General features: G+C 62.1%; 12 protein-coding genes and 2 tRNA genes. 10 read left to right on the top strand and 4 right to left on the bottom strand.

Annotated elements, in window-relative coordinates; all coding sequences use genetic code 11:
• Nucleotides 1-189: 189 nt before the first annotated feature.
• Together ABI796_RS04075 and ABI796_RS04080 are read right to left on the bottom strand one after the other, a co-directional pair.
• On the bottom strand, nt 190-975 hold the full coding sequence (locus tag ABI796_RS04075) for a VOC family protein (RefSeq protein ID WP_141285565.1): 786 nt from the start codon (nt 973-975) through the stop codon (nt 190-192).
• 204 nt (nt 976-1,179) lie between these two features.
• Nucleotides 1,180-1,267: transfer RNA gene (locus tag ABI796_RS04080), tRNA-Ser, on the bottom strand.
• 102 nt (nt 1,268-1,369) lie between these two features.
• Here ABI796_RS04080 and ABI796_RS04085 point away from each other — a divergent pair.
• The 9 genes from ABI796_RS04085 (at nt 1,370) to ABI796_RS04125 (ending at nt 9,903) form a co-directional block, all read left to right on the top strand.
• Nucleotides 1,370-2,353 carry an NAD(P)H-quinone oxidoreductase gene (locus ABI796_RS04085; RefSeq protein ID WP_141285567.1) on the top strand — a complete coding sequence of 328 codons (984 nt, stop codon included), beginning with the start codon at nt 1,370-1,372 and terminating at the stop codon, nt 2,351-2,353.
• Between the two features lie 47 nt (nt 2,354-2,400).
• On the top strand, nt 2,401-2,967 hold the full coding sequence (locus ABI796_RS04090; RefSeq protein ID WP_141285569.1) for a PadR family transcriptional regulator: 567 nt from the start codon (nt 2,401-2,403) through the stop codon (nt 2,965-2,967).
• 128 nt (nt 2,968-3,095) lie between these two features.
• Nucleotides 3,096-5,366: a carbon starvation CstA family protein gene (locus ABI796_RS04095; RefSeq protein ID WP_141285571.1), complete on the top strand. Its 2,271-nt coding sequence runs from the start codon at nt 3,096-3,098 to the stop codon at nt 5,364-5,366.
• A gap of 31 nt (nt 5,367-5,397) precedes the next feature.
• Nucleotides 5,398-5,589 (top strand): YbdD/YjiX family protein, encoded by a 192-nt coding sequence (locus ABI796_RS04100; protein ID WP_141285603.1) that lies wholly within the window; start codon nt 5,398-5,400, stop codon nt 5,587-5,589.
• Nucleotides 5,590-5,679: 90 nt separating this feature from the next.
• Entirely contained in the window at nt 5,680-6,333 is a 654-nt protein-coding gene (locus ABI796_RS04105; RefSeq protein ID WP_141285573.1) for a bacterial proteasome activator family protein, read from the top strand.
• Between the two features lie 8 nt (nt 6,334-6,341).
• The gene (locus ABI796_RS04110; RefSeq protein WP_141285575.1) at nt 6,342-6,782 is read left to right on the top strand and encodes a hypothetical protein; all 441 of its coding nucleotides are present in this window, start codon (nt 6,342-6,344) and stop codon (nt 6,780-6,782) included.
• 152 nt (nt 6,783-6,934) lie between these two features.
• Nucleotides 6,935-7,774 carry an aldo/keto reductase gene (locus tag ABI796_RS04115; protein WP_141285577.1) on the top strand — a complete coding sequence of 280 codons (840 nt, stop codon included), beginning with the start codon at nt 6,935-6,937 and terminating at the stop codon, nt 7,772-7,774.
• Between the two features lie 170 nt (nt 7,775-7,944).
• Nucleotides 7,945-8,718: a formylglycine-generating enzyme family protein gene (locus ABI796_RS04120; protein WP_141285579.1), complete on the top strand. Its 774-nt coding sequence runs from the start codon at nt 7,945-7,947 to the stop codon at nt 8,716-8,718.
• 18 nt (nt 8,719-8,736) lie between these two features.
• Nucleotides 8,737-9,903: a DUF6226 family protein gene (locus ABI796_RS04125; RefSeq protein WP_141285581.1), complete on the top strand. Its 1,167-nt coding sequence runs from the start codon at nt 8,737-8,739 to the stop codon at nt 9,901-9,903.
• A 98-nt stretch (nt 9,904-10,001) separates the two neighbouring features.
• Here ABI796_RS04125 and ABI796_RS04130 read toward each other — a convergent pair.
• Nucleotides 10,002-10,074: transfer RNA gene (locus ABI796_RS04130), tRNA-Thr, on the bottom strand.
• A gap of 231 nt (nt 10,075-10,305) precedes the next feature.
• Between ABI796_RS04130 and ABI796_RS04135 the strand changes: the two genes are divergently transcribed.
• Nucleotides 10,306-11,049: an HAD family hydrolase gene (locus ABI796_RS04135; RefSeq protein ID WP_373092319.1), complete on the top strand. Its 744-nt coding sequence runs from the start codon at nt 10,306-10,308 to the stop codon at nt 11,047-11,049.
• Here the strand turns inward: ABI796_RS04135 and ABI796_RS04140 are convergent.
• Nucleotides 11,046-12,698: an alpha/beta hydrolase gene (locus tag ABI796_RS04140; RefSeq protein ID WP_141285583.1), complete on the bottom strand. Its 1,653-nt coding sequence runs from the start codon at nt 12,696-12,698 to the stop codon at nt 11,046-11,048. The two genes, ABI796_RS04135 and ABI796_RS04140, sit on opposite strands and share 4 nt — an antisense overlap.
• Nucleotides 12,699-12,702 lie beyond the last annotated feature (4 nt).

Genomic DNA, 12,702 nt, shown 5'->3' on the forward strand with positions numbered 1-12,702 from the left:
CGCTCGAACTTTCATCAGTGAGCCTTTTGGAGCTCCATGAATGGCGCCCACTGTCTTGTGAAGTGGGCGAATGCCGGAAGCTACTCCCGGGTAAAGCTGCCTCGGACCTAGCTGAACACGAACGGATGAATGGAGGGTTGACCCAAGGTCAACAATGAGGGACCGTGCCACGGTCCGGTGGTACGGCGACTAGTTGGTCTGACCCAAGTCCTGGATGACCTTGAAGACAGCCCCGGTGGGGTCCGCTAACGTAGCAAGCCGTCCGAAAGGAGTGTCTTCCGCGGGCTGCATGACGGTGGCACCCAGAGCCGTGGCTTGCTCAACGCTGGCGTCTGTGTCCTTCACGGCGAAGTACACACTCCACATCGAGGGGACCTGCTCGGGGAGGAAACGGGAGGCATCCATGATGCCTGCCTTGGCCTCATCGCCGGCGCCCAAGGTCACGTAACGGAACTCCGGGGTGTCACTCATGACTGACGTGTCCCAGCCGAAGACCTTCTGGTAGAAGGCCACCGCGGACTCGTAGTCCTTGCTCAGGAGTTCGTGCCAAGCGGGAGCACCGGCCTCCGCCGCGATCTCATAGCCCTTCATTTCCCCGAACTGCCAAGCACCGATAGCGGCACCGGAAGCATCCGCGTACATGGCCATGCTGCCTTGCTCAGGGACCTCCATGGGTTCCAGGAGCACCTGGCCCCCGTTGGCGGCTGCGGCCGCGGTAGTGGCTGCGATGTCGTCAGTGCGCAGGTACGTGGACCAGAGGTCCGGCATGGCACCCATATCCGCCTGCTTCTCCATGATGCCCGCAACCATCCGGCCGTCCTTGGAGGCCGTGATGTAGCCGCCGTACTTCTCCTGGTCTCCTGTTTCGTAGGTCCAACCGAAAAGTGCCGTGTAAAAGGCCTTCGCTTTTTCCGTATCGGACGTCATGAGGTCAATCCAGCAAGGGGAACCGGGAGTGATGTCGGGCTTGGGCATAGGTGAGGCTCCTGTTGTAATGCCGCAGCCAAAAGCTGCAGCTGATGTCCGTGGTGTGGAGACAGGAAGAACACTATGTGGGGCCTCTGACAGTTTCAATGATTTTCCGGTTGTCAGTTCTCAGTTCCGTCCTGGAACCCCACCGCACCTACGTCTGCAGACACAAAAATGCCCCGGGTCCTGGGACCCGGGGCATCTTCTTTGCGGAAGGTAAGGGATTTGAACCCTTGGTACGGGGTTACCGCACACTGGTTTTCAAGACCAGCTCCTTAGGCCGCTCGGACAACCTTCCTCGCCTAGTAGTGTTTCATAGGGAGTTGGCTGTTCCAAAACATCACGTCTTCCAAGCCCTGCCCCGGGGTCTGGAAGACAAGCAAGAAACCGGGAGTTCGTCATGAAAGCCGTCTACATCTCAGAGCCGGGCGGGCCCGAAGTCCTCGAAATCCGCGAGGTCCCTTCTCCAGCGCCCGGCGAGGGCGAGGTCCTGATCGACGTCGTGGCTGCGGGACTGAACCGTGCCGATGTCCAGCAGCGTAGAGGGTTCTACCCGCCGCCGCCGGGAGCCTCGGAAGTTCCAGGTTTGGAGGTTTCCGGTCGCATCGCAGCGTTTGGCCCCGGCGTCACCAAAGCATTCTCGGTGGGAGACAAAGTGGTGGCGCTGTTGTCCGGTGGTGGTTACGCCCAGCAGGTGGCAGTCCCGGCGGAGCAAGTACTGCGGGTTCCCGAAGGAGTGGACCTGATCACAGCGGCCTCCCTGCCTGAAGTTGCAGCCACCGTTTACTCGAACCTCATCATGACCGCACAACTGCAACCGGGCGAGACTGTACTTATCCACGGTGCAACCGGCGGGATTGGCACCATGGCTATCCAGCTGGCCAAAGCCTACGGCGCGAAGGTGGCAACCACGGCAGGTAATGACGAAAAAGTCGGCACGGCCAAAGCTTTCCTAGGTGCCGATATAGCCATCAACTACACCGAAGAAGACTTTGCCGAAAGTCTCAAGGCACACAACGGAGGCAAAGGCGCGGACGTGATCCTCGACGTCGTGGGTGCCAAATACCTCCAGCAGAACATCAATGCCCTCGCTGACTACGGGCGACTCATCGTCATCGGCCTGCAGGGTGGCACCAAGGCAGAGATCAACCTGGGGCAACTCCTCAGCAAAAGGGCTGCCGTGATCGGGACAGCACTGAGGCCCCGTCCCGTCGCTGAAAAGGGAATCATTATGTCCGCCGTCCGCGAGTTCGTCTGGCCCATGCTGAGCGATGGCCGTATCCGGCCGCTGGTGGCCAAATCCTTCCCGTTGGAGCAGGTCCGCGAAGCACACCAATACTTCGACTCCGGCGAGCACGTGGGGAAGGTCCTCTTGCTCCTCTGACCCCCGGTTGTCCGCCTCCGTCCGTCCCACTGCAGCGAAGGAGCCCCATGTCCATTCGGCACAGCCTGCTGGCCCTGCTCCAGGACCAGCCGCGGTACGGCTACGAGCTGCGTGTTGAATTCGAGGACCGTACCGGTGCTGCATGGCCGTTGAACATCGGACAGGTTTACACCACCTTGGACAGGCTTGAGCGCGACGGTTTGGTCAGCAAAGACGGCGACGACGGCGGCGGCCACGTCATTTACAGCATCACTGACGCCGGGGTTGAGGAAGTGGAGGCCTGGTTCTCCGGAGCAGTGGACAGGGGCAACCCTCCGCGGAACGAGATCGCCATCAAGCTGGCGCTCGCCGTCACGCTTCCGGGTGTGGATACATCCGCTGTGATTCAGTCCCAGCGTGAGGTCTCGGTAAAGGCCCTGCAGGAGCATACGCAGGCCAGGAAGACGGTCTCGGCCAACCAACGGTCCTCGGATACCGCTTGGCTTCTGGTACTGGATTCCTTGATTTTCCAAGCTGAGGCGGAGGTTCGCTGGTTGGATCTTTGCGAGGCCCGCATGGTGCAGGGTCAGGTCAACGGGGGATCGGGGCAAGCAACGTCCAAACGGCTGAGCTGACGTCCGGCGCAGGGGAATGACCGTTCACCGCGTACCTGGAGACGGTTGGCGTGTAGCGCCCTATCCTGTCCGTGTGGGTTGTTAAGGTGAACAGAAGTACCCACCGCAGCAGTTCTCAAGGAGGAGATATGGGCAAGCTTTCTGACCAGTCCGGACTTGCGGAAGGATTGGACCCCACCCTGCCTCCTCCGGCTGTGGAGGACTCCGTGAGGGAAGCGGAGGAACGCAGGTGGACCCCGGCCAAAATCGGTCTGTGGATTGCCATCTCGCTGCTGGGAGCGGTGGCCTGGTTCATGCTCGCGCTGGTGCGCGGTGAAACAGTCAACGCCATCTGGTTCGTTTTCGCGGCCGTGTGTACGTACCTGATCGGCTACCGCTTCTACTCCAAAGTCATTGAGCGGTACTTGCTTAAGCCCGATGACCGTCGGGCCACTCCTGCAGAGTACAAAGCTGACGGCAAGGACTACGTCCGAACTGACAGGAACGTGTTGTTCGGGCACCACTTCGCCGCGATCGCTGGCGCCGGGCCGCTGGTGGGCCCTGTTATCGCGGCCCAGATGGGCTACCTTCCCGGCACTCTCTGGATCATCATCGGCGTCGTTCTTGCCGGGGCCGTGCAGGACTATCTGGTCATGTTCTTCTCCATGCGCCGCGGTGGCCGTTCGCTGGGCCAGATGGCTCGTGAGGAACTCGGCGTCATAGGCGGCACGGCAGCCCTGGTGGCCACGCTGCTGATCATGATCATCATTGTGGCCATCCTTGCGCTGGTAGTGGTCAACGCCCTGGGTGAAAGCCCGTGGGGCGTGTTCTCGGTGGGTATGACCATCCCCATCGCGTTGTTCATGGGTGTCTACCTGCGGTTCATCCGGCCGGGCAAGGTCATGGAGGTGTCCATCATCGGCTTCGTGCTCCTGATGGCAGCCATCATTGGTGGCGGTGCCGTTGCCGGAACCGAGTGGGGCGCGGCCTTCTTCCACTTGGACAAGGTCACCATCGCCTGGGGCATCATCATTTACGGTTTCATCGCAGCGATCCTGCCCGTCTGGCTCCTTCTTGCACCGCGCGATTACCTTTCCACCTTCATGAAGATCGGCGTAATTGTGATGCTGGCCCTGGCCATCATTGTGGTGCGGCCGGAAATCACGGTCCCGGCGTTCAGCGAGTTCGCCAGCCGTGAAAACGGTCCGGTGTTCTCCGGTGCCCTGTTCCCCTTCCTGTTTGTCACCATCGCTTGTGGCGCCCTGTCCGGGTTCCATGCGCTCATTTCTTCTGGAACAACGCCCAAGCTGATTGAGAAGGAACGGCAAACCCGCTTCATCGGCTACGGCGGCATGCTCATGGAATCCTTCGTGGCCATCATGGCTTTGGTAGCCGCGATCTCGATCGACCGTGGCATCTACTTCGCCATGAACGCGCCGTTGGCCCTGACCGGCGGCACCGTGGAATCCGCAGCGCAGTGGGTCAACAGCCTCGGCTTGGCCAACGTGAACATCACACCGGATGCGCTGGCCCAGACCGCCAAGGACGTGGGAGAAGAAAGCATCATTTCCCGCTCCGGCGGTGCTCCCACGTTGGCTGTCGGGTTGGCCCACATCATGCAGCAGTTCATTGGTGGACCCGGAATGATGGCCTTCTGGTATCACTTCGCCATCATGTTCGAAGCACTCTTCATCCTCACCGCCGTGGACGCCGGAACCCGCGTGGCCCGGTTCATGCTCCAGGACTCCATTGGCAACTTCGTTCCCAAGTTCAAGGAGGCCTCATGGCGTCCGGGGGCGTGGCTGTGCACGGCAATCATGGTGGGTGCCTGGGGTGCGGTGCTTCTCATGGGCGTCACGGATCCGCTGGGCGGCATCAACACGCTCTTCCCGTTGTTCGGCATTGCCAACCAGTTGCTGGCGGCCATCGCCTTGGCTGTCTGCCTCGCGATCACGGCCAAACGCGGGGTGTTCAAATGGCTCTGGATCGTAGCTGTTCCGCTGACTTTTGCGGCCGTTGTGACCATTACCGCCAGCTTCCACAAGATTTTCTCGCCGGTCCCTGCTGTGGGCTACTTCGCCAACAACCAGGCATTCTCCAAAGCGCTGGCGGATGGAAAAACGGAGTTTGGCACAGCCAAGACCGTTGCCGCCATGGAAGCGGTGGTCCGCAACACCATGATCCAAGGGGTACTTTCGGTCATCTTCGTAACGCTGAGCATCATTGTGATCATCGCCGCCCTCCTGGCAACCATCAAGGCAATACGTGCCGGCGGAGGCCAGGACCATGAAGACCCGCCTGTTCCTTCCAAGGTATATGCGCCGGCAGGGCTGTTCCCCACGGCTGCAGAGAAGAAACTGCTCGCGGACTGGAACGCCCTGCCAGCGGAGAAACGGACCCAGAAGGCGGGCCATCACTGATGAAGGCCTCTATCAGTGAGGAAAGAAGATGATGAATACGGTCGTCAAGGGCCTCCGGGGCTTTGCCAGCTACATGGGATCACTCATGGGCGCCGATGCCTACCGGAAGTACCTTGAGCACCATGAAGCCAGCGGCCATTCCGGTCCCGCCATGACTGAACGCGAGTTCTGGCGGGACCGCATGGACCGGCAGGACAGCAACCCTCAGGGCAGGTGCTGCTGAAAGGCAGCCGCTGCTAAGTTTCGCTACGAACGAAGTCCAAAATCAGGGCTCGGACGGGGGTTCCTGTGAAGCACGTGAGAGTATGAACGGATGAGCGATCTGAACAACATTCAGCCCACGGATGAGGCTTCGGAGGACACCCCGGTGGAGGGAACCACACTGGATGAGGGCCCGGAGACGCCCGCCGGACAGCACCCATCGGCGGAAGAGGTGGTAAAGGACGCCAAGCCCAAGGGAGGCAATCTTCACGAGCTTGTGGATGAGCCGGCCAAGGTGATGAGGATCGGCACCATGGTCCGGCAGCTCTTAGAGGAAGTGAAGTCCGCGCCTTTGGATGACGCCGCCCGCGGTCGCCTTGCCGAGATTCACGAGCGGTCCATCAAGGAACTCGAGGATGGGCTGGCTCCGGAACTCATCGAGGAGCTGGAGCGAATCAGCTTGCCTTTCCCTGAGGAGAAGGCGCCCTCTGATGCGGAGCTTCGTATCGCCCAGGCACAGCTGGTTGGGTGGTTGGAGGGCTTGTTTCACGGCATTCAGGCTGCCATTGCCGCACAACAGGCGGCAAAGGAACATGCGGCCGCGCAGATGCAGCTCCGCCAGCTTCCGCCCGGAACTGTCATTGCTCCGGGAATCATCATTGGTGAGAACGGCCAACCGCAGAGGGCGGCAGCACCCGGTGCGCCTGGCGCTGCCCCGCAGGGCCGCAGGGAAGATCCCGATCACGGCCCGGGTCAGTACCTCTGAGTTCGCCGGTGGGTTTCTTTGGGGCCGTCCGGCAAGGGCGGAAGGACGATCTGGAACTTGGCAAGGGGCTATGGCGCCGTGCCCATGACCGTTTTCACAGGGGACTGGACCGGTACCACCAAGTCCTTGAAGGAGTTGACGATGAGCAGCTTTACAACGAGCTCGTGGAGATCGCCAACGAGCTCGCCGAGTTGTCCTCGAGGGTGAGGATTATCTGCGTCGAGGCGCAGAAGCGTTCTCCGAGTGACGGGTTGGATGTCCCGGGATCACTTGCAGGCGTACACCGCGCATTGTCCAAGGCCGGAAACTCCTTGGCCACCACAGCGGAGGCTGCAGCCATGTTGAGGTTGGCGGTGGGGCCCGTCCCCGTTGGAGCCTTGTCTGTGAGGCGGAGGGCGGAGTCAGTCTTCGAGCAGGTTGCTGACGCGGAGCGTCAACTCAGCGCCTGAAGAGCCGCATGCTTGAGGGGCGAAGAGTGAATGTGGGGCGTATGCAACTACCGGCGCGCGCCTTTATTCCTTGGATGCAAGAAGTTAAGCGCATAGCTGATCTGCGTCATATTCGGCCGCTCCATGGCCTTCGTGCTGGCAGGATGGCAGACATGACTTCGTCACCAACACTTACTTTCAACGACGGCAACACCATCCCCCAGCTCGGCTACGGGGTGTGGCAAGTTGAAGACGATGTAGCCGAAAAGGTGGTGCGCCAGGCTTTCGAGGCCGGGTTCCGCCACATCGATACCGCCAAAATCTACGGTAATGAGGCAGGCGTCGGCCGGGCCATCGCGTCCTCCGGCCTTTCCGCCGAGGAAATCTTCATCACCACCAAGCTGTGGAACGCCGATCAGGGCTACGAATCCACCCTCGCAGCCTTTGAGGAGTCCATGGACCGCCTCGGCTTGGAGACCTTGGACCTTTACCTGATTCACTGGCAGCAGCCCAAGCAGGAAAAGTACGTTGACACCTGGAAAGCCCTGATCGAGCTCAAGAAGCGCGGCCGGGTCAAGTCCATCGGCGTCTCCAACTTCACCAAGGAAGGCCTGCAGCACATCATCGATGAGACCGGAGTCGTTCCGGCCATCAACCAGGTGGAACTGCACCCGTTCTTCAACCAGGCTGAGCTTCGTGAATTCAACGCTTCCAAGGGCATCCTCACGCAGGCATGGTCCCCGCTGGGCCAGGGCGGCGAACTCCTCGAGAGCGCAACTGTTGCTGAGATTGCTGCGAAGCACGACGCAACCCCGGCTCAGGTGATCATCGCCTGGCACCTGGCTATCGGCAACGTGGTGATTCCCAAGTCCGTCACCGAGTCCCGCATTCAGGAGAACTTCGCGGCCCTCAACGTTACGTTGGACGCCACCGACGTCGAGGCCATCAACGCCCTGGACCGCGGTGCCGAAGGCCGTATCGGCCCGGACCCGGCAGTCTCTGACTTCGCCTAAGTCCCAAGCCTTAGCGCAATGCCCCGCCCCTTTCCTGGGGCGGGGCATTTGCAGTTAAGGCTCGACGACGGCACCCGCCTTAAGGATGCCACTGGCCTTGAGGGTCCGGCCCGCTGGGGCTACTACAGCCGTCGCCGTACTGATGTCCGGGCTGGGCTAGCATCAAACGGGTGAAAGCCCTCGACCTCGTCACCATCCCGCCCGGGGAAATCCAACTACGGGATGCCCGATCCCGCGGCACCCGCTTGGTTGTCCTGCAGTCCTTCTTGCTGGCTCCCATCTCTGTGACGGCCTCGCAATGGGCAGCGCTGGATGGGAGCGCGGAACGCCACGAGATGTCCGGGAACGCCCCGGTCCACGCAGTAACCTGGTTCGATGCCGTCCGTTGGTGCAACCGTGCCTCGGAGGCGGAGGGCTTGACGCCTGCCTATTCCCAGGAGAATCGAAACGTCGTTTGGCATCCCGGGGCCGACGGGTACCGGCTCCCCACCGAGGCCGAATGGGAGTGGGCCTGCCGGGCAGGTACAACCACGCCCCGGTATGGAGAGCTGGCAGAAATCGCCTGGACAGCCGCGGACGAGGTGGAAGGTCCCCAGGGCGTCGCGGGTAAAGCTCCCAACGGCTTTGGCCTGTTCGATACACTCGGCAACGTCTGGGAGTGGTGCTGGGACTTCGCGGACACTGCCCGGTACGGCGAATACCGCAGTCTGCGAGGCGGTGGTTGGGCCGATCCCGAGTGGAGTTGCCGTGCATCTGTCCGCCGGGGGAGCGCCCCGGACGCCGTCTTGGAAGACGTTGGTTTCCGGGTAGCCCGCGGGGCGGTTGAAACTTCAAGTGGGCAGTCGGCGCAAGGCTGGTCCGCCGTCGAGGACTGGCAGCGTGCGCAAGTCCGTGGGCCATTGCCCCTGGGGTGGACTCCGCACCGTGAGCTGAGAAGACCTTGAGAGTCCTAGGATGGCCTTATGGGGGAACTTGAAGGGCTCTTTGACGGGCCTGCAACTGGCTTGCCGGCGCTGATTTCGAACAAGGCCGTGCTAAGCCGGGGCACCGCTCAGTACAGGCTGGCGGCGGAGGAAGAGGCCCCGGTCAAGCACCTAGCCGGGTATGCGCCCTTCGTGATGTTCTGCGAAAGCAGGGGAGTTTCTGCTGGGCAGTTTGCCACCGACGTGAGCGCGCTGTTGGCATTCTTACGCACCACCATCGGCGACATCTCGGCTGAACCCGGGCTCAGCGAGTCCACCACCATCTTTGTGGGCAACGTCATTGCGGCCATGCGCCCGGACGCGCACTGGCGGGTTATGGCGGACGGGGCACGTGAAGTAGGAACCCGCGGAATGATGATCACGGTAGACCGCCTGATGGACGGGCTGCCGGAGGCCGACGACGGGATGGTGGCAGGTCTCCTCCGGCACCTTACTGAGTGGGCGGATGAGGAGTCCGATGGTCCGGCCCTGCCCCCGTTGCGGCCGGTTCCCACGGGGCAAGCCGCTGAGCTGTATGTGCGGCCGGAGTTGCCGTCCCGTCAGTATCGCCACGCTGAGGGCCAAGAGATCGAATACGGAAACCGGTGGGGTTCGGAGGGGCCGCCAGCGGACGCCTACAGTGTGGAGACCCACGGCGAACGCTTTGAGGGGCTCCATCTGGTGGCCCACGCACTGATCGAGTACCTGGGTGGCGCGTACTACGTCGATGTCAGCCGCGATCCGGCTCACGCAGCGGATGTTTCCGTGAATGCCCGTGAGGTGATTGATGTGGCGCGTCTGACACCACGGGACCCGCTCGCGGCTCCGCTGACGTTCGTGTTGACCAGTGCTCCGGGAGTGGTGGTCCGTGCAGGTGTACTGCACAACTTCCCGTTCCCTGTTTGCGGTTGCGATGCCTGTGACGAGACCGCAGAAAGTGAAGCTACCCGTCTGGAGGAACTGTCGCTGGCCGTTGCAGCAGGTGGCTACGGTGAACGCTACCCCGTGGGCAGAAAGAAATGGGCGGAGTACGCGCTCTTTGCTGCTGACGGATCCGGTAATCGCAGAGGTGCGGGTCCTCGGGGAGCCACCAGCGAACAACTGGCCGCCGCTGAGGAACGGCTCCGAGACGTCCCCGACGGGTGGAGGGCGTGGCCGCTCAGATGAAGCGGGCAGCCTCTTCGGGCACGCGCGGACGGCTCCGTCCCGGCCGTGGCAAGCGAAAAGCCCCGCCGGTTCAACGAGCCAGCGGGGCTTTTTCTCTGAGCTTCCTATCAGAATCGAACTGATGACCTTTTCATTACGAGTGAAACGCTCTACCGACTGAGCTAAGGAAGCACCGCGTTCATCACCGGTTTCCCGGGCGATCACGCAAGACATAACTGTAATAGAGGCACCGCACCCGGGTCAAAACGACGGCGGCGGCGGCCGTTGCGGGGATGTTCACCCGGGCGTCGGGCCGGGTTCAGGCGGTGGTTTCCCGGCGGCCGGAAGCTGGGGAATCACCTGTGGCGCGGTACGCCCGCCACCCCTACGAATCGAAGGAGCCGCTGTATGTTGGGGGACGCAATGAACGCAGGTCCAGTGATGGGACACGCGCTAACCAAGCAAAACCACGCACCGAACCGGCTGAGGCTCGCTGTGGTGGACATGGTGGGCACCACCATTACCGATGACGGGCGCACCGAGCGGGCAGTGTCCCGGGCGCTTGTAGAACACGGGATCGAACCGGGAAGTACCCGGTTTGAGGGCATGCTCGGCTATGCACGGGACACCATGGGCTTCTCAAAGTTGACGGTGTTCAGCCACCTGTTCGATGACCCTGCCGTGGCCTCCAGCGCCAACAAGGTTTTCGAGGACACCTATGACGAGCTGATTAAGGACGGTGGTGTCCGCGCCATCGCAGGAGCGGAGGATGCCATTTTGTGGATGCGTGAGTCCGGCATGCAGATCTGCCTGGCCACCGGATTCGGCCGCCATACCCAGAACATGGTGCTGGAATCGCTCGGATGGATGGGTCTTGCCGATCTCAGCCTTTGCCCGTCGGACGCCGGACGCGGACGGCCTTACCCGGACATGATCCTGACCGCCGTGCTCGCATTGGACCTCGACGACGTGCGGGAGGTGGCAGTGGTGGGCGATACCAGCTCGGACATGCTCTCCGGCGTTCGTTCGGGAGCATCCCTTGTGGCGGGTGTACTCACCGGCTCCCATTCCGAGGCGACCCTACGCGCGGCCGGGGCCACCGTCGTCGTAGATTCCATCAAGCAGCTCCCGCTGCTGATAGAGAAACGCGAAGCCAGGCACCTCTAGCACTTGAGGCCGTCCTGCGGCAGCTTGCCGTCAACAAAGTAGTCGTCGACGGCGGTGCTGACGCAGGTGTTCGCGCGGCCGTAGGCGGTGTGCCCCTCACCTTCCCATGTGACGAGGGAAGCATTTTCCAGCTGTTTGCGCAGCGACTGGGACCACTCGAGCGGAGTTGCGGGGTCTCCCGTGGTGCCGACTACCACGATGGGTGCAGAACCGTTGTACTCCACAGGTGCCGGAGTGCGCGTGCTTGGGTAAGGCCAGTCCTTGCAGGTAACGCCACCGTAGGCAAAGAAAGCGCCGAACGTGGGGGAGTCCTGCATGAGCCGTACTTCCTCGGCCCGCATGGCTGCGGTGTCGGTGACCATGGGGTAGTCCAGGCAGTTGATGGCCTGGAATGCAAAGGCGGAGTTGGAGCTGTAGGTTCCATTAGGTTCGCGGTCGGCGCCAAGATCGGCCAAGCGCATCATTTGCGTGACGTCCCCGGAGAAGGCGCTGTCCAGCGCCTGGGTCAGGGCGGGCCAGCTTTGGTCGTTGTAGAGGGGCAGGATGAGGCCGTTGACGAAGTCGTTGGCGGTCACCAGCCTGCCGTCCTTGGCGGTCTGGGGGTTCTGATCCACAGCAGCAATGAGCTCCCGGATTTCCTGAACACCGTTATCCGGCGATCCGCTCAAGGGGCACTGTTGCTGCTGCTGGCAGCTGGCAACGTAAGTTCTCAGGGCCTTTTCGAAGGCACGAGCCTGTCCGGCTGTCAGTTCCTCGTTACTGATGGCAGGGTCCACGGCACCGTCAAGGACCACCCGGCCCACGTTGTCCGGGAAGAGTGTGGCGTAGGTGGAGCCCAGGAACGTCCCGTAGGAAAAGCCCAGGTAGTTGAGCTTGGCATCGTTCGCCACTGCACGCAGGACGTCCAGGTCCTTCGCGGCGCTCACAGTGTCTATGTGCCCCAGGACGTCACCGGTTTGCTGGGCGCACTGCTCAGCGAAGGACTTGTTGAAGGCAAGCGCCGCGGCCAGTCCCTCGTCAGTGTTCTTCCGGAACACCTTTGCCCGGGCTGCGTCACGCTCGGCGTCAGTCATGCAGGTGACCGGGGCTGAGCGGCCCACACCGCGGGGATCAAAGCCGAGGACGTCGTAGTTGGCCCGCAATTTCTCCGTGAAGTGCGTGTTGCCGGCGTCCTTGACGAAGTCCACGCCTGAACCACCAGGTCCGCCGGGGTTCACCAGGATGGAACCTTGCCTGTTTCCGGTGCTGGGCAATTTGATGACAGAAAGCGTGATGTCCCCGGCGCCGGGATTGGCATAGTCCTTGGGTACCTGGACTTTGCCGCAATGGAAACCGTCTTCGCATGAGCTCCACTCCACGGACTGCGAGTAGTACTTCTCCAAGCCCTCGGGAGCTGAGGCGGCAATGGACGGATCCACGGTGCTGGTAGATGGCTGAGCTGTTGGAGCCGGCAGGAATGGAACGGTGCAGGCGCTCAGTACCAGCACGGAAGCAAGCGCGACGCAGAGCGCCGCAAAGCCGCGAAGGCGTCTACGCCCTGCAGCACTACCCCTCGCCGCGTCCCAGCCTGCCGAACCACCGCCCGCATCAAGCTGGGCAGACCGGTCCCTTGAAGGGGTACCGGCGGACCTGCGGGGTGCGGACTTCATGCAT

Source organism: Paenarthrobacter aurescens, from assembly GCF_041549525.1.
Taxonomy (GTDB): Bacteria; Actinomycetota; Actinomycetes; order Actinomycetales; family Micrococcaceae; genus Arthrobacter; species Arthrobacter aurescens.

Excerpts from the sequence above, each read along its gene's own strand:
- ABI796_RS04090 (WP_141285569.1), top strand. The coding sequence starts at position 2,401 with ATGTCCATTCGGCACAGCCTGCTGGCCCTGCTCCAGGACCAGCCGCGG.
- ABI796_RS04100 (WP_141285603.1), top strand. The coding sequence starts at position 5,398 with ATGAATACGGTCGTCAAGGGCCTCCGGGGCTTTGCCAGCTACATGGGA.
- ABI796_RS04095 (WP_141285571.1), top strand. The coding sequence starts at position 3,096 with ATGGGCAAGCTTTCTGACCAGTCCGGACTTGCGGAAGGATTGGACCCC.
- ABI796_RS04115 (WP_141285577.1), top strand. The coding sequence starts at position 6,935 with ATGACTTCGTCACCAACACTTACTTTCAACGACGGCAACACCATCCCC.
- ABI796_RS04125 (WP_141285581.1), top strand. The coding sequence starts at position 8,737 with ATGGGGGAACTTGAAGGGCTCTTTGACGGGCCTGCAACTGGCTTGCCG.
- ABI796_RS04085 (WP_141285567.1), top strand. The coding sequence starts at position 1,370 with ATGAAAGCCGTCTACATCTCAGAGCCGGGCGGGCCCGAAGTCCTCGAA.
- ABI796_RS04105 (WP_141285573.1), top strand. The coding sequence starts at position 5,680 with ATGAGCGATCTGAACAACATTCAGCCCACGGATGAGGCTTCGGAGGAC.
- ABI796_RS04140 (WP_141285583.1), bottom strand. The coding sequence starts at position 12,698 with ATGAAGTCCGCACCCCGCAGGTCCGCCGGTACCCCTTCAAGGGACCGG.
- ABI796_RS04075 (WP_141285565.1), bottom strand. The coding sequence starts at position 975 with ATGCCCAAGCCCGACATCACTCCCGGTTCCCCTTGCTGGATTGACCTC.
- ABI796_RS04135 (WP_373092319.1), top strand. The coding sequence starts at position 10,306 with ATGAACGCAGGTCCAGTGATGGGACACGCGCTAACCAAGCAAAACCAC.